This is a genomic window from Streptomyces sp. NPDC058877 (assembly GCF_042742855.1).
In the GTDB taxonomy this organism is placed as follows: domain Bacteria; phylum Actinomycetota; class Actinomycetes; order Streptomycetales; family Streptomycetaceae; genus Streptomyces.
Map to the genome: position 1 here is coordinate 16,691 of NZ_JBHYMF010000032.1, position 15,965 is coordinate 32,655.

The 15,965-nt window shown below is 71.8% G+C and carries 14 protein-coding genes; 5 read left to right on the forward strand and 9 right to left on the reverse strand.

Annotation, left to right across the window (positions count from 1 at the left end):
* The 4 genes from ACFW2Y_RS10595 (at window position 1) to ACFW2Y_RS10610 (ending at window position 5,002) form a co-directional block, all read left to right on the forward strand.
* Window positions 1-927 (forward strand): carbohydrate ABC transporter permease, encoded by a 927-nt coding sequence (locus tag ACFW2Y_RS10595; RefSeq protein ID WP_384876291.1) that lies wholly within the window; start codon window positions 1-3, stop codon window positions 925-927.
* The gene (locus ACFW2Y_RS10600; RefSeq protein WP_384876293.1) at window positions 924-1,778 is read left to right on the forward strand and encodes a carbohydrate ABC transporter permease; all 855 of its coding nucleotides are present in this window, start codon (window positions 924-926) and stop codon (window positions 1,776-1,778) included. Before ACFW2Y_RS10595 ends, ACFW2Y_RS10600 begins: the two co-directional genes overlap by 4 nt.
* 86 nt (window positions 1,779-1,864) lie before the next feature.
* Entirely contained in the window at window positions 1,865-3,481 is a 1,617-nt protein-coding gene (locus ACFW2Y_RS10605) for a beta-N-acetylhexosaminidase (protein WP_384876295.1), read from the forward strand.
* Between the two features lie 72 nt (window positions 3,482-3,553).
* Complete coding sequence (locus ACFW2Y_RS10610) at window positions 3,554-5,002, forward strand: cellulose binding domain-containing protein (RefSeq protein WP_384876297.1); 1,449 nt, start codon at window positions 3,554-3,556, stop codon at window positions 5,000-5,002.
* Window positions 5,003-5,538: 536 nt separating this feature from the next.
* Here the strand turns inward: ACFW2Y_RS10610 and ACFW2Y_RS10615 are convergent.
* Genes ACFW2Y_RS10615 through ACFW2Y_RS10655 form a run of 9 tightly spaced genes read right to left on the reverse strand, consistent with a single transcriptional unit; the run spans window position 5,539 to window position 14,933 of the window.
* Window positions 5,539-6,366 (reverse strand): redoxin domain-containing protein, encoded by an 828-nt coding sequence (locus ACFW2Y_RS10615; RefSeq protein ID WP_384876299.1) that lies wholly within the window; start codon window positions 6,364-6,366, stop codon window positions 5,539-5,541.
* Window positions 6,363-7,619 carry a hypothetical protein gene (locus ACFW2Y_RS10620; protein ID WP_384876301.1) on the reverse strand — a complete coding sequence of 419 codons (1,257 nt, stop codon included), beginning with the start codon at window positions 7,617-7,619 and terminating at the stop codon, window positions 6,363-6,365. Before ACFW2Y_RS10620 ends, ACFW2Y_RS10615 begins: the two co-directional genes overlap by 4 nt.
* Before the next feature lie 37 nt (window positions 7,620-7,656).
* Entirely contained in the window at window positions 7,657-9,366 is a 1,710-nt protein-coding gene (locus ACFW2Y_RS10625; RefSeq protein WP_384876303.1) for a radical SAM protein, read from the reverse strand.
* A gap of 54 nt (window positions 9,367-9,420) precedes the next feature.
* The gene (locus tag ACFW2Y_RS10630) at window positions 9,421-10,161 is read right to left on the reverse strand and encodes a TIGR04283 family arsenosugar biosynthesis glycosyltransferase (protein WP_384876305.1); all 741 of its coding nucleotides are present in this window, start codon (window positions 10,159-10,161) and stop codon (window positions 9,421-9,423) included.
* Window positions 10,152-10,832: a TIGR04282 family arsenosugar biosynthesis glycosyltransferase gene (locus ACFW2Y_RS10635; protein ID WP_384876307.1), complete on the reverse strand. Its 681-nt coding sequence runs from the start codon at window positions 10,830-10,832 to the stop codon at window positions 10,152-10,154. Before ACFW2Y_RS10635 ends, ACFW2Y_RS10630 begins: the two co-directional genes overlap by 10 nt.
* Entirely contained in the window at window positions 10,829-11,617 is a 789-nt protein-coding gene (locus ACFW2Y_RS10640) for an MTAP family purine nucleoside phosphorylase (protein WP_384876309.1), read from the reverse strand. The genes ACFW2Y_RS10635 and ACFW2Y_RS10640 overlap by 4 nt, the downstream gene beginning before the upstream one ends.
* A gap of 3 nt (window positions 11,618-11,620) precedes the next feature.
* Entirely contained in the window at window positions 11,621-13,054 is a 1,434-nt protein-coding gene (locus tag ACFW2Y_RS10645) for a radical SAM domain-containing protein (RefSeq protein ID WP_384876311.1), read from the reverse strand.
* Window positions 13,054-13,527: a MauE/DoxX family redox-associated membrane protein gene (locus ACFW2Y_RS10650; RefSeq protein WP_384876313.1), complete on the reverse strand. Its 474-nt coding sequence runs from the start codon at window positions 13,525-13,527 to the stop codon at window positions 13,054-13,056. Before ACFW2Y_RS10650 ends, ACFW2Y_RS10645 begins: the two co-directional genes overlap by 1 nt.
* Complete coding sequence (locus tag ACFW2Y_RS10655; RefSeq protein WP_384876315.1) at window positions 13,524-14,933, reverse strand: dihydrolipoyl dehydrogenase family protein; 1,410 nt, start codon at window positions 14,931-14,933, stop codon at window positions 13,524-13,526. The genes ACFW2Y_RS10650 and ACFW2Y_RS10655 overlap by 4 nt, the downstream gene beginning before the upstream one ends.
* Window positions 14,934-15,161: 228 nt before the next feature.
* Here ACFW2Y_RS10655 and ACFW2Y_RS10660 point away from each other — a divergent pair, with 228 nt between their 5' ends.
* Window positions 15,162-15,941, forward strand: coding sequence for a methyltransferase domain-containing protein (locus tag ACFW2Y_RS10660; RefSeq protein WP_384876317.1), 780 nt, complete (start codon window positions 15,162-15,164; stop codon window positions 15,939-15,941).
* Window positions 15,942-15,965 lie beyond the last annotated feature (24 nt).

Genomic DNA, 15,965 nt, shown 5'->3' on the forward strand with positions numbered 1-15,965 from the left:
ATGTCCGACAAGTCCTCCCGGCGGCCGCCCCGCGGCCGCCGCCTCACCCCCGGCCCCTACCTGCTGGTCGCACCGGCGGTCCTGGGCATGCTCTACCTCCTGCTCTACCCGTTCGGCCGGGCCCTGCTCATCTCCTTCCAGGACTTCCGGCTGCGCGAACTGATCAGGGGCGACGCCGAGTTCGTCGGACTGCGCAACTACCAGACCCTTCTGTCCGACCCGAGGTTCTGGGAGGTCGTCCGCCGCACGTTCCTGTTCATGGCCGTCAACGTCGTCGCCATCATGATCCTCGCGACGCTGGTCGCCCTGATGACCGAACGGCTCGGCCGGATCGGCCGGGCCGTGGTCCTCAGCTCCCTGGTCCTGGTGTGGGCGGTGCCGGCCGTGGCCGCCACCACCGTCTTCCAGTGGCTGTTCCACTCCGAGTTCGGCATCGTCAACGAAACCCTCACCGATCTCGGCTTCGACTCCTTCGAGGGCTACACCTGGTTCGCGAACGGCCCCGCCGCCTTCACGATCCTCGTCGCCCTCATCGTCTGGCAGTCGGTGCCGTTCGCCGCCATCACCCTCTACTCGGCCCTCACCACCGTCCCCGAGGAGCTCTACGAATCCGCCCGCCTCGACGGCGCCGGCGCATGGACGATCTTCCGCTCCGTCACCTTCCCCCTGGTGCGCCCGATCTTCATGCTCGTGCTCTCCCTGGAGGTGATCTGGACCTTCAAGGCCTTCGTCCAGATCTGGGTCATGACCCGCGGCGGACCGGGCGACGCGACCACCATCCTGCCCGTGTACGCCGTGCAGACCGCCCTCGCCAACCAGCGCTACGACCTCGGATCGGCCGCCTCCATGGTCACCGTCCTGCTCATGAGCGGCGTCCTCGTCCTCTACTTCCGCCAACTGTTCCGCCAGGAGGGCGAGCACCTGTGACCACGACCCGCAGACCCGCCCAGGGCCGCGCGCTCCGCCGGCTCCCGCTCCACGCGGCCGCAGCCCTGACCGTCGCGATCTGCCTCTTCCCCGTGTACTGGATGGTCACGACCGCCCTCAAGCCGTCCCGTGACATCCAGTCCTACGAGCCCCGCCTCGTCCCGCAGGAATGGACCTTCGACCACTTCCGCACCGCGGTCCAGGCCGACGGCTTCGCCCTGTTCTGGCGCAACAGCGCCCTCGTCACCCTCGGCGCCGTGCTCCTCGCCCTGGTCGTCGCACTCGGCGCGGCGTACGCCGTGGCCCGGCTGCGCTGGCGCGGCCGCCGCCAGTTCATGCTGGCCGTCTTCATCGCCCAGATGGCGCCGTGGGAATCACTGATCATCCCGATCTACATCATCTCCCGCGACACGAACATGCTCGACCGGCTGCCGACGCTCACCCTCGTCTACTTCATGATCACCCTGCCGTTCACGGTGGTCGTGCTCCGCGGCTTCATCGCCGGCATCCCGCCGGAACTGGAGGAGGCGGCCCAAGTCGACGGCTGCACCCGCGTGGGCGCCTTCCGCCGGATCGCGTTCCCCCTGCTCGCCCCGGGCCTGATGGCGACCTCGCTCTTCGGCTTCATCACCGCCTGGAACGAGTTCACCTACGCCAACTTCCTCATCATCAAGCAGCAGGACAGCCGCACCCTGCCGGTCTGGCTCTCCTCCTTCCAGACGACCTTCGGCACGGACTGGGGCGCCACCATGGCCGCCTCCACCCTCTTCGCGCTGCCCGCGCTCGTCGTCTTCCTCGCCCTGCAGCGGCACGTGACCTCGGGCCTCACCGCCGGAGGCGTCAAGGGCTGACCGGCATGACCCGCCCTGTCACCCCCGCGCCCCGCAGGGGTTCGGAGAGATCCCCCGCGCCCCGCAGAACACCGGAGAAGAACCCCGTGGACCTGCCCCACCCCGCCCGCCCACGCCCCGACCTCACCCTCGTCCCCCGCCCCCGCCGACTCTCCCCGCGCCCCGGCCGCTTCCGCATCGACGCCACCACCCGCCTGCGCGTCGCCAGCGGCGCCGAACGGGCCGCCGACCTCCTGCGCGGCTATCTGGGGCCCGCCACCGGCCTCGCCCTGGAACACGCCGAGGACGGCACCTTCGTCCTCGCCCTCGACCCCGCGCTCACCGGTCTCGGGGAGGAGGGATACGGCCTCACCGTCGCCGCCCACGGCGTGCTGCTGCGGGCCGCCCGGCCCACCGGCCTCCTCCGCGGCGTCCAGACGGTACGCCAGCTCCTGCCCCCGGAGGCCCTCACCGCCCCGACGGGCACGGGCGCCGACCCGCACGGCACGGAACAGCCCGGCACCGCCCCGTACGGAATCGAGCTGCCCGGCGTGGAGATCACGGACACCCCCGCGCATCCCTGGCGCGGCATGCTCCTCGACGTCGCCCGGCACTTCCAGCCGGTGTCCTACCTCCGTCGCTTCGTCGACCTCCTCGCCCTCCACAAGCTGAACGTGCTCCAGCTCCACCTCACCGACGACCAGGGCTGGCGGATGCCGGTGGACGCCTACCCGAGGCTCACCGGGGTCGGCGGCCGGCGGGCGCAGTCGATGGTGGGTCCCGAGGGCAGCGAGCACTTCGACGGCCGCCCGCACGGCGGCGCGTACACCCGCGCGGAACTCGCCGGCCTCGTCTCCTACGCCGCCGCGCGGGGGGTGACCGTCGTGCCGGAGGTCGGCGTGCCGGGGCACGTGCGGTCCGCCCTGGCCGCCTACCCCGAACTGGGCAACTTCCCGGACCGGCACCTCGACGTGTGGACCCACTGGGGCGTCTGCACGAACGTGCTCGGCGTCGACGACCACGTCCTGGACTTCTTCCGTACCGTCCTGGACGAGGTGATGGACCTCTTCCCCTCCCCGTACGTCCATATCGGCGGCGACGAAGTCCCCACCGGGGAGTGGGAGTCCAGCCGGGCGGCGATCGCCCGCGCCGCCCGCGAGGGCCTGCCCGGCCCGCGCGAACTGCACGGCTGGTTCATGGGCCGGATGGCCGACCACGTCGTACGGGCGGGCCGCCGCCCGGTCGCCTGGGCCGAGGACGGCACCACCCTGCCCCTGTCCTGCACGGTGATGAGCTGGCGCACGCCCGAACACGCCTGGGCGGCGGCCCGCCGGGGCCACGACGTCATCCACGCCGACCACCGCCGCACCTACTTCGACTACGCCCGGGGCGCCGGACCCTGCGAACCGCCCGCCCAGCCGGGTCACGTCACCGACCTGCGGAGCGTGTACGGCCTCGACCTGCTGCCGCCCGCGGACGAGCCGGGCCTCGCCGGGAAGGTCCTGGGCACGCAGGGCCAGCTGTGGACCGAGTTCGTCCCGACGCCCGAGCACATCGAGTACCTCACCTACCCCCGCCTGTGCGCCCTCGCCGAGCGGGCGTGGAGCGCGGCCGACGACTGGCGGGACTTCCGCACCCGCCTCGACGGGCACCGCGCGCGGCTGACCGCGCTCGGCGTACCGCACGACACCCTCCGGGACCAGACGGCACACGCACCCGCGTGAAGCGCCCCCGATCCCCGCTCGCCCCCGATCCCTCCCGCCGGCCGGCGGGAGCGCACGAAAGGAAACCGTCACATGAGCACTCGTACCCCCGGGCGCGGCACCAGCCGCGCCACCCGGGCGGCCCTCGCGCTGACCGCGATCGTCGGCAGCGCGGCCCTGGCGACCTTCCCCCTCACGACCGCCTCCGCCTCCGAGGGCGGCGTCGCCGTCCAGTACCGCACCAGCGCCACCGGAGCCACCGCCGACCAGAGCGAGCCGTGGCTCAAGGTGCGCAACACCGGCACCACCGACGTGGCGCTGAGCCAGGTCAAGATCCGCTACTACTTCAAGGCCGACTCGCCGACCGCCACGTACCGCTTCGCCTGCTCCTGGGCCGTCAAGGGCTGCTCGGTCGTCACCGGCACCTTCGGCACACTCGCCAACCCCACCGCGACGGCCGACCGCTACCTGGAGATAGGTTTCACCCCCGGGGCCGGCTCCCTCGCCCCCGGCGCCGACACCGGCGACATGCAGCTGCGCTTCTACCAGTCCAGCTGGCAGACCCTGAACCAGAGCGACGACTACTCCTTCTCCGGGGCCCAGACCGCCTACGCCGACTGGACCAAGGTCACCGCGCAGCTTGCCGGCGCGAACGTGTGGGGCACCGCCCCCGCCGGCAACGAGCCGACCGACCCGCCCACGGACCCGACCGACCCGACCGACCCGCCCACCGGCGGCCAGACCCTCTTCGACGACTTCTCCTACACCTCGCACACCGACCCGGCCCTCGCCTCCCACGGCTGGAGCGTCCGCTCCAACTCCGGTGGCCCCGGCGTCCCCGGCGCCACCTGGGACCCCTCGAAGGTCACCTTCGCCACCCAGAGCGGCAACACCGTGATGAACCTGGAGACCTCCAGCGCCGGCACCGGAGCCACCACCACCCACACCGAGGTCCTCACCAAGGCCACCAAGTTCAAGAACGGCACCTACGCGGCCCGGGTGAAGTTCTCCGACGCCCCGAAGTACGGCCCCGACGGCGACCACATCGTCCAGACCTTCTTCACCATCAACGACCTCAAGGCCCCGATGGCCGACGACTACGCCGAGTACGACTTCGAGTACCTGCCCAACGGCGGCTGGGGAGAGCCCGCCAACATCCTCTACACGACCTCCTGGGAGACCTACAACCCGGACCCCTGGCAGGCGGTCAACCAGCACAGCGAAAGCCGCACCAGTTACGCGGGCTGGCACGACCTCGTCGTCACCATCGACAACAGCAAGATCACCTACTACATCGACGGCGCCCTCTTCGGCACCCACGGCGCCGCCTACCTGCCCGAGCGCCCCATGTCCATCAACTTCAACCAGTGGCTGATCGACCTCAACGGGCAGACCTCCACCACCCCGCGCGCCTACGACCAGCAGGTCGACTACGTCCTCCACGTCAAGGACCAGGTCCTCACCCCGGCCCAGGTCGCCGCGAAGGTCGCCGCCCTGCGCGGCGCCGGCACGGCCTTCGTCGACGAGGTCCCCGCTTCCTGACCTCCGGAGCGAGACCGAAGCCCCGGGGACGCAGGCGGGTGTCGCCTCCTGGCGAGGTCCGGCCCTGCCGCGGAGCGCGAAATCCGGCAGGAGGCACTTCGCGCTCAGAAGCTATGAACAGCAGGTGTCACCGCCGTCCACCCCGACGGCGGTGACACCGGTGCCGGCGCCGTCGCAGACCACGTCCGCAGCGGCGCCGGGTGTCTCACGGGCGGAGACCGCACTGAGCTTGACTCTGTCGGGAATCTTGTGGCCCGCTTGCTCACGAGCCCCATCGTGAGACGGTTCGCTCGCTGGACCAGCCGGTCTTCCAAGATTTCCGACGGAGTCAAATCAGTGCCCTTCAACCTGCTCGTACCCCGTCGGCCGCTGCAGAAGGAACCTCGGTGACCGACGTCGCTGTCTCCGCCAGCGGTTCAGGGCCTGACCGAACGGGTATGCCATGGCCTGCCCACGCATCGGCAATGATCGCGCAGCGGTTCGAGGACTTCTTCCGGGGCCGTACCCCTGGCCCGGTTCATCTCGGGTATCGGCGTTCAGAGGAGCAGGGTCACGCCGCCCGTGAGCGCCGCGGCCGTCATCAGTCCCATGAGCGCCATCGCGGGGAGGCCGCGGCGGTCGCGTGGCAGGAAGCTGAACAGTCGGGACAGCAGGATCGCCGCGCCGAAGGGCGGTGCGACCTTCCAGGTGTCCCGCAGCGCTCCCTTTCCGGCGGTGGCAAAAGCAGCGTCGGCGTGACCGGTCATCGCGGCCATGGCCCGGGCCGTGTGTCCGGCGGTGGCCCTGCGCGGTGGCTTCTTCGCGGCGACAGCGGCGAGGGCGTCGCCAAGGGCACCCGTCACGTTGGCCCACTGGGCGCGGAACACGATGACGCCGGACGGGTCGATGAGGTACGCGGAGTTCGGCCGTGGACCGAACGCGCGGTGCAGGGCTCCGTCGATGTCGTCGACGGCGACCTCGAACGGGAAGCCGTGACGGGCGTGGAGCGCGGTTGCGTTGCGCTGCTTCTGCTCCAGCGCTCTCGGTTGCGGGGTCGTCGCACCGGGGTGGGCTTCGCGTACGTAGACGAGGACGAACCGGATCCGGTCACCGTACCGGGAGTGCAGGTCACGGATGCCGGCTGCCGAGCTTTCGGTGACCGGGCAGGTCAGCGACCCGAAGACGAGCAGCACCGGCCGGGCGTCCGTGGCCAGGTCGGCGCTGCGGAACCTGCCGCCGTCGGTGGTGGGCAGGTCGAACGACGGGACGCGGTCCCCTGGGCCCAGGTCGGTCCGGGGGAGGAGCATGTCTCTCATGACGGTGCGGATCGTGGGGTGATCGATGCGGTAGGGATCCGGCCGGTCGACGGTGGTGGTGCTGGTCATGGCAAGCTCCTGCGATTCGGGTCCTCTGCCTGTGAGGGAAACCCGCTGGGCGGGCGTGGGCCTTCCACCCCGGCGTATCCGGTGGCGATCTCGTCGACCTGCTGGTAGCCGGTGCGCAGCAGGAAGGTGTTCAGGCGGCCGTAGGACTTTGCACCCAGGATGAAGAAGTCGGGCTCGGGGCTGCGGAGCTGGGCGATGCCGGTGGCGGGCTGGGTGAGGCAGTCGCCGCCCGCTGCGCCGAGCAGGGCGGCGGAGAGGTCCATGGGGGCGCCGGTGGCGTAACACTCGTGGACCTGGAGCTGACGGTAGAGGGTGTGGTCGCCCGTGTAGCCGGTGAGTGAGACGACGTGGTCGGCGAGCACCTCGCGAGGACCGTCGGCGGTGGCGAGGCGTACGAGCACGCGGTCACCGTCGGGGCCTGCGGTGGCGGTGGACAGGGACTGGACGTGGGCGCCGGTATGGACGGTGACGCGATCGTGCGCGCCCGTCGCCAGGGCCCGTGCGGTGGAGACGAGTTCCTGGCGGCCGGGGAGAGTGTCGTCGGGGACGGCTCCCCAGTCGGGCGTGGGGCTGCGTACCACCCATTCGAGGCGGGTCCCGGGGAGCGCGGCGAGGTCCCGCGCGGCGGTCTGGGCGGACTTCCCGGCGCCGACCAGGAGAACGGTTCCCGCCCAGCGGTCGGGAGCTTCGCCGTCGGTCGAGGGCAGGGTGCGGGTGATGCGGGGGTGGAGAGCCCGTTCGCCCGGGGCGGGGATGCCGCCCTGCCCGAGGGCGTTGGGGTGGGAGTAGGTGCCGGTGCAGTCCAGGACCAGGCTCGCTTCGGCGGTCTCCTCCCCGTCGGGGGTGTCGAGGAGGAGCGTGAAGGGGGCCTCTGCCCGAATGCCGGTGCCGATCTGTTCGTGTTTGAGAAGGCCGGTGCGGGCGACGGCGACCACGGGGGTGCGGTAGCGGATCCGCTCTCCCAGCGACGGGAGTTGTGCGACCGGGGCGAGCACTTCGCCGATGAGCTCGTTGCCCGTGGGACACGCGTCGCCTGTGGGCGCGTGCGGGAGATGGGCGCGCATCCGGCGCGAGACGTTCAGGTCCCAGGGGGTGAACAGGCGCACGTGGCCCCAGTCGCGTACATGGGCGGCGACCGTGTCCGCCGCCTCGTAGACGGTGAATGGCCATCCGGCGTCGGCGCAGGCGAGGGCGGCGTCCAGGCCGACGGGTCCGGCGCCGAGGATCGCGACGTGTGGTCGTTGCTGCTGCATGGTGGTGGACTCCCTTTCCGTACGCGTACGGGGCGGATCAGACGGCGCAGTGGACGGGCCGGGGAAGGCTGCCGTCGTTCAGACGGGCGGTGAAGAACCGCTCGGTGACCAGCTCCTTGCCCGCGGCGAGCGGGGTGCCCGCGGGGGCGAGATACAGATCGGGGCTGGTGGCCAGGTCGGCGCCGGCGGGGTGCCAGTGCAGGCCGTCGGCCGTGACGGTCAGTTCCGGGATGCTGGTCTCCTCGCCGATCTCCGCCCCGGTCTGCGAGAATCCTCGGCGCAGCAGCGGCCGTACGGCGAAGTGACTGGCGGGCAGGCCGAGTCCGGCCAGCAGTTCGGCGACCGCCGGGATCTCGCGGGTGTTGTCCGGGGTTTCGGTGAGGGCGACCCGCGGGGGCAGCCCGAGGTCGACGAGGTGGCGGATGCCGTCCAGGGTGCGCTGCCAGGAACCGGCGCCCCGGTGTGTGTCGTGCGCGGCCGGTGTCGCGCCGTCCAGGGAGGTCTGGACGGTGAGCTTGCGCCCCGCGAGCGCGCTGAGTCCGACGGCGCGGCGGCCGCGCAGCAGCATCGCGTTGGTCATGACGACGGTGGGCAGTCGCGTGGTGGCGTAGTCGAGGAGGTCGACGATGTCGGGGTGGAGGAAGGGCTCACCGCCGGTGACGTACAGCTCGGTGAACCCGGCCTCCACGGCCTCGTCGACGCGTGCGTGGAAGTCGGTCGCGGACAGGGTGCGGGGTGCCGCCTTCGGGGACGAGGCGACCGCGCAGTAGTCGCAGGCCAGGTTGCAGTGAAAGTTGGTGTAGACCCAGAGCCGCGAAGGGAAGAACGCCGTGCCGAAGAGGGGGACGACGGGACGGTCGCCTTCCACGGCCACCGCGGACGCGTCCTCGCCCCAGCCCTCCCCAAGCTCTTCGAGCAGGGGATACCCCAAGTCCGCAGGCCGGAACCCGCTCGGCAGAGTGGAGCGGTAGAGGTGGAAGCGTCCGCGCGAGCGTTCGCGCGGCGGGAGGATCTCCAGGCAGGTCGTCCACCAGCCGGTCTCGATGGTCTCGGTGAAGATCTCGGGGAGCCCGGCGGCGCGCATCGATGCGGCCTGCGCCTGCCAGTCGTAGGGGAGCGGGACCAGCTCGGCGGTCGGGCGTCCGCCGTCCAGGTCGAGGATCGCGTACCAGGCCTCGCGGCGGCCGTCGTTGGCCGGTTTGCCGAGCACTCCGACGTTCACCACCAGGGTGCCGGCGACCTGGCGCTGCCAGGGCAGGCCGCTGTGGGTGCACAGCACCACCTCGGCGCCCGATGCCTCGGTGCGCAGGCGGTGCTGTTCCTCGGGGAGTGACTCCCACCAGAAGTCGTTCAGTGCCAGCGTCGAGCCGTGGACCATGTGCACGTCGACGCCGTCGATGGTCTCCCGGCGCTCGGTGGGCAGGGTGCCCATCCAGGCGGCGAAGTCGCGGCTGGTGGTGGCGAGGGTGTGGTCGTAGATCAGCTGGGCGTACTCGTTGTCCTTGGCGTCGCGGTAGCCGCAGCCGCAGTCGGTGTCTCCGCGTGCGATCGCCACGTCGTAGTTCCCGGCGACGCACTCGACGCCGTTGTCGGCGAGGATCGGCCACAGTGCGTTCACGTCGGCGCCGAATCCGCCCAAGTCTCCCAGGCAGAACAGGCGCTCACAGCCGCGCGCTCGGGCATCGTCGACGAACGCCTGAAGGGCGTACGGGTTTCCGTAGGGGCCTCCGCTGACCGCGATGCGCATGAGGACTGGTCTCCAAGATGTCGAAGGTGAGGGGCCTGAAGGGAAACGGGTGGCTCAGGTGCAGGTGGTGCGCGCCGCTGCCGCGCGTCTGCGGCCGAACAGGCGGGGGCCCGCGGTGTAGCGGGTGCGGATGGCCTCCGGATCGACGCCGGCGAAGTACAGCAGTTTCAGGTACTGCATGAAGGCGATCATGCGCCATGTGCCGTGCGCGACGAGGCGGCGTGAGGAGGCCGTCGAGGTCGCGGGCAGCAGGCACAGCCGGCCATGGCGATGCAGGCGCCGGGACATCTCCAGGTCCTCCATGATGGCCAGGTCGGGGAAGCCGCCCAGCCTGTCGAAGGCGGTGCGGCGGACGAACATGGCCTGGTCGCCGAAGACATGGTGCAGTCGGCGGGCTCGGGCGTTCGACGTCCACGCGAGATACGCCAGCGCCAAGGTCCTCCGGTCGAAACGGATGGTGAGACCGCCGCCCACCACCCGGGGGTCGGCGAGGCAGGCGCGGATCTGGCCGAGCGCGGCCGGGTCGACGGCGGCGTCGGCGTGGACGAACCAGAGGATATCGCCGGTGGCGTGACGGGCGCCCTCGTTCATCTGTCTGGCCCGGCCACGCTTGCTGGTCACCACGGTGGCGTGGAGGGCCGCGAGTTCGGCGGTGGCGTCGGTGGATCCGCCGTCGACGACGATCAGCTCGCAGTCGGGGAAGTCCCGGCACAGGCGGCTCACCGCACTGTGGATGGCGGCTTCCTCGTTCAGGACCGGGACGATGATCGAGACGCGGGGCGGGGTCAGGGGCATGACGACTCCTCTGGCCGGAGCAGAGCGGCGATACGTGGCGGCAGCACCGGATCCGTCAGAAGCGCCGCCGCGTCCGCGGGGGTGTCCAGGTCCCGCAGTGGACGGAGCGTCCCCATGCTCAGCCCGCCGTCACGGGCGAGGGCGCGGGTGTCGGTCAGCACCCGGTCGGTGCTCCAGACTTCCGGGCCGAGGGCGAAGAGGGAGGTGTGGGGAGCGCGCAGGCCGATCAGGTAGTAGCCGCCGTCCAGTGCGGGGCCCAGTGCCACGTCATGGCTCTCCAGGGTGGTGAAGGCGGCGGTCAGATGGCTGCTGGTGAGGGTCGGTGCGTCGGTGCCGACGACCAACAGGGGTCCCGCGCCGTCGGCGAAGGCGTCGGTCACGGCCGCGGCCAGGCGCTCTCCGAAGTGTCCGCCGCGCTGGATCAGCAAGCGGACACCGGCGGGCACTGCCGTGCCGATGGCGTCCTCGCCTTCGCCCGGGGCGTAGGCGAGGTAGGTGCTGGGGGTGTGGGAGGTGGCCAGTTCCACGGTGTGGCGGATCAGTTCGGCCTGGAGCGCCGCGCAGCGCACAGGACTCAGCAACGGATGCAACCGGGTCTTGACCATTCCGGGACGTGGCGCCTTGGCCATGATCAGGATGGCGGGAGTGCCCGCCGGGCCGGGGGTGCTCATGCGTCGAACCGGTAGACGAAGCCGGCCTCGGTCGTACGGTCCAGGGAAGGGAGCGCGTGTCCGGCCAGTGTCGCGAAGATGTCCTTGCTCGCCTCCATGCGGTCGAGCAGGGCCTGCACCGGTTCCGGTTCGGGGGCGACGCCGTTGGCGTAGTCGGTGACGAAACCGACCAGGGCCATGGGCAGTTCGGCCTCCCCGGCCAGGACGATCTCCGGGCCCGCGGTCTGACTGACGGCGCTCACCCCGGCCGCGGCCAGGGCGGCCACCTCGGGGCGCGAGTTGAACCGGGGGCCGTCGACGTGCCCGTACACGCCCTGCGGCACGACGGGCACCCCGGTCAGCTCGGCGGCGGAGATCAGCGCCCGGCGCAGCGGCTCGCTGAAGGGCCGGTCGAAGATCCAGTGCCCGCGGCCGGCCGCGCCGGGCGTGTCGTACCAGGTGCACGGGGTGCCGTCGGGCAGCCGGTTGGCGGGGAAGTACAGATCGTCGAAGACCACCAGGGAGCCTGGCCGGACGGCCGGGTCGAGGGAACCGCAGACGGTGAAGGACACGACGGCCTCCGTCTTGCAGGCCAGCAGAGCGGAAAGGTTCGCCTTGTGGTCGACCTGACTGGAGAGCCGGTGATGACCGGCCCCGTGCCGGGACAACTGCACGGTCTCCGTGCCCCGAAGGTGTCCTTCGGTGACGGTGACGACGCCGTGGTCCGTGACGACGGTCCGCTCGGCCGCCCCCTCCAGGTGGGGCCAGTCGTAGCTGCCGGAGCCGGTGATCACACCGATGCGCATGGACTACTTCTCCTTCGGTGACGTGCCGGACGGGCTGCCGGCGGGGGTGCGGACCTCGACGATCGGGAGCAGCGTGCGTAGCGCGGCGTTCTCGGCCGGGTCGAGTACGGCGTGCTGCACGCAGGCGGGGACGACGGTGCCGTTCTCCGGTTGGGCCATGGCGTAGTGGCAGGCGGCCAGCCGCTCCTGGGTCTCCCGCAGCCCGGGGTCCTCGGCCTGCTCGCCGCGCCGCATCAGCTCCCAGGCCGGGGCGACGACATCGGCGTCCATGAACTGGTGCATCACGAAGGTCACCGGACGCACGCGCATCCGGTGCCGGACCAGCCGCAGCACTCCGACCCGGCGGATGGTGCGGCCCAGCCAGCGCAGCGCCGTCACCACGGTGGACGGGTGGCGGGCCACCACCCGCAGGACCCTGGCCGCAAGGAGGGCGGGCGGGGTGCCGGTGAAGGTCACCTTCCCGAAGTAACGGAAGAACGCGTCGCGCACGGAGAGATCGCGTGAGTCGCCGCCGTCGAGGAACGGGTACCAGCGGCGGCCGACGTAGAAGCCGTAGGCGGTGCGGTTGCAGCGCACGTCGCCGTTCTCGAAGACCCGGTGGTCCAGCCGGGTTCCAGCGCCGCGTTCGATCTCCGCCCACACCGCGTCCGGGGTCGCCTCGCGGAACTTCTCCTTCCAGCGGCGCGCGTCGCCGAGGAAGGCGGCGGGCTGGAAGGAGAACATGCCGTAGCCCATGGCCTGGCAGTCGCGGATCACGCTCGCGACCTCGTCGAGGTTGCCCGGGGTGACGGTCATGTTGTGGGCGAGGAAGAACCGCACTCCGTGCTCGCACCGCAGACGGGCGAGCATGGCGGCGAACCGTGCCCGGTAGGGGTTCAGCGCCTTCTCGTCCGGCGGGCGTTCGATGCCGCGTCGGCCGTACATGAACTTGTCGAAGTGCGCGGCGAAGGACAGCCGGTCGAAGCGCCGTGTGCCGTCAGGGCCGAGCGCGAGCCGGGTGAGGTAGTCGTAGTCGAAGTCGCCGTGGGTGAAGCTCATCGGTTCCCGGCCGTGGTTCCGCATGATGGCGAGCGCGGCGGCGTGGTCGTCCGGGGCGAGCAGGCTCACCTCGCCGCCGATGAGCTGGGCGTGGGCGCGCGGGCCCCGCAGCTTGCGGAGCAGCTCCATCTGGGCCGTGACCTGTTCGTGGGTGTGGGGGCCGTCGACGCGTACCTGGTTCGCGTCCCGGGAGTGGTAGCAGGGCGTGCATTTGAGGTTGCACTTGGGGAAGACGCCGTGGGTGCCCTCGCAGCCGACACCGTGCCGACCGAGGATCTGGCCGGGGGTCCTCGCCGCCTCGGGCAGTTCCGCCCATCGGCGTTCCATGGCCGCGGCGAACTCGGGGTCGTAGGGGCGGGTGACGCGCTCGAGAGCTCGCAGCGTGGCGATGATCCGCATCAGTGGTTCTCCTGCTGTGTCCGGGGCACCTCGAAGGCCCCGGCGGTGGGCACGGTGGTACGGCTCCTGCGCGGTCGTCGGGGCACAGGGCGCCACAACAGCCAGGCGTAGAGCAGCATCAGGGCGTCTTCGACCAGGACGTACCAGCGCAGGGGCTGAGCGGCGTACGTGCCGAAGCAGCCGCAGTTGTCGAGGACGAGTCCGCGGGCGAACGCCTGGGCGGCGAGGGCCGCCCACACCACTGCGACGGCGGTGTACAGCCAGACGGGTGCGACGGCGCGGGAGCGGGGCCGGGCGAGGAACCAGACGGCCGTGCCGGCCTCCGCGCCGATCAGTGCCACCGTCAGGGCGGTCGAGACCGCGCCGGCCGTCACGCCGTAGGTGCTGAGGATGCCGGGCATCGCGTCGAACGAGGCGAGCTGGCCCAGTGCCATCGCCGCGAGTACGACACCCAGGCCGATACGGAGGATCATCGGCTCAGCCTCCTGCGCAGGCCGAGCAGGGCGCGGATGGCGCCGCTGCCCCGGGCCAGACGGGTGTGGACGTCGGCCAGTGCCGCGTGCCAGGGCCCGTCGGCGTAGGTGGGGTAGGGGTGCACGGTGCGGGCGTAGTCGGAGGGCATCCAGCCCAGACGTACCGCTGCTGCCAGATGGGCGATGGTCTCCCCTGCCCTCGGTGACACGACCGTCGCTCCGACGATCTTTCCGCGCGGGCCCAGGACCAGGGTGGTGAAGCCCTCGGTGCGGCCGTCGGCGACCGCTCGGTCGACCCGGTCGTTCTCCAGCGTGTGGACGCGCGCGGTGTCGCCGTACCTCTCGCGCGCCTCGTCGGTGGTGAGGCCGACGCGGGCGATCTCGGGATCGGTGTACGTCACCCAGGGCACCGCGCGGTGGTCAATGGGGCGGCGCACCCCGAGGAGCGCGTCGGTGACGGCTGCTGCGCCCTGCGTGCCGCCCAGGTGGGTGAAGGCCGAACGGCCGGTGACATCGCCGGCGGCGTAGATCCGGTGGTTGGCGGTGCGTAGCCGGCCGTCGGTCCGGACGTGACCGGTCTCGGTCAGCTCCACACCGGCCGCCTCCAGGCCGAGTCCCTCGGTGTTGGCGTGGCGGTCCGTGACGGCCAGCAGCGTGTCGTACGGGAGGGGGCCACCGGGTCCGTGGACGGCGCCGGCATCGACTCTCTCGGCGCGGTAGCCGGTCAGCACGGTGACGCCCTCGGCCTCCAGCCGCTCCCGCAGCACCTGCGAGGCCCCCGGTTCTTCTCGGGGCACCAGGCAGTCCATCGCCTCCACGAGGGTGACCTGCGAGCCGAGCCGGGCGAACGCCTGGCCCAGCTCGCAGCCGATGGGTCCACCGCCCAGCACCACGAGGCGCTGCGGGAGTTCGGTCAGCTCCCAGACGGTGTCGCTGGTCAGCGGCTCGGCCTCGGCCAGGCCGGGGACCGGCGCCAGGGCAGGCGAGGAGCCGGTCGCGATCAACGCGTACCGGAAGGAGATCTCCCGGCCGCCCGTGGTCAGGGTTCTCGGGCCGGTGAAGGTTGCCGCGCCGCGTGTCACGTCGACGCCGTACGGGGCGAGTGCCTCGGCCGAGTCGTGCGGCTCGATCGCGCCGATCGCCCGCTTCACCTCCCCCATGGCAGCCGCCAGGTCGGCGCGTCCGGCCACCGGCGGGAGACCGTAGGCCGCGGCGCGGCGGGCCGCCTGGACGTCAGCGGCCACATGCACAAGCGCCTTGCTCGGTACGCACCCCGTCCACAGGCAGTCCCCGCCCAGCCGGTCCCGCTCGACGAGCAGCACCCGGGCGCCGAAGCGCCCGGCGGTGCGGGCCGCGGTCAGGCCGGCGCTGCCGCCGCCGATGACGACCAGGTCGTACGTACTCATCGTGTGGGCTCTCTCCGGTCGGTGCGCAGCAGTGGGACGCGAGGGGAACCCGGTGACGCGCCCGTGGCCTTCCCTTCTCGGCCACACGATTCCCGCCCGGCGGGCCGGCCGGAATCATCCAGCCCGAACCGGCGTGTCCGAGGCGGAATGCGGAGCCCGCCCGGCAGGGTTCCCGGCGGCGAGCACAGGGCCGAGCGGCCGGCAGGCCGCGACAGAGACGAGGAGCGGATGGACGAACAGGACTGGCGACGTTTCATCGCCGCCTACCACCACGCACATCCCGGCATCACCGAACAGCTCTTCACCCTGGCCGACACCTCCCCGTACGCCTGGCTGGCCGAACCGCTCCACGGCATCGAGGGCACGGTCCTCGACCTGGCCTGCGGTTCGGCACCCACCCGTGCCGAGCTGCCCGACGCCGACTGGATCGGGGCCGACCTCTCGGCCGCAGAACTCGCCGAAGCGGCACGCCAGGGCCGCGGACCGCTGGTACGGGCCGGCGCGGACGCGCTGCCGACCGCCTCAGCGAGCGTCGCGGCCGTCTGTGCGGCCATGTGCCTGCCGGTCGTCACCCCCTTGCCGCAGGTGCTCGGGGAGATCCGGCGCGTACTGCGCCCGGGCGGGACGCTCGCGGCGCTGGTGCCCTCCCAAACCGGACTCTCCCCGTCCGGCATGCTCGGATGGCTCCGGGTGATGGCCGCCCTGCGCGCCGTACGCCAGCCGTGGCCCAACCCGCAGGCCCGCGACGGGCTGGCCGCCCTGCTGCGCGATGCGGGGTTCCGCGTCCGTTCCGACGAGCGACGCGTCTTCACCCTCGCCATCGACTCGGCCGACGCCGCGGCCCTGCTGCCCGACGCCCTGTACCTGCCCGGACTGGCACCTCGACGCGCCGAGGCCGCCAAGTGCTCCCTGACACGGTGGGCGGCCCCGGGGCGACGCCTTGAGCTGCCGCTGCGCCGCGTGGTGGCCGAACTTCCCACCGAAACACCGTCACAGGAGCCGATATGAACCGTCCGCCAGCCTCCTCATCCG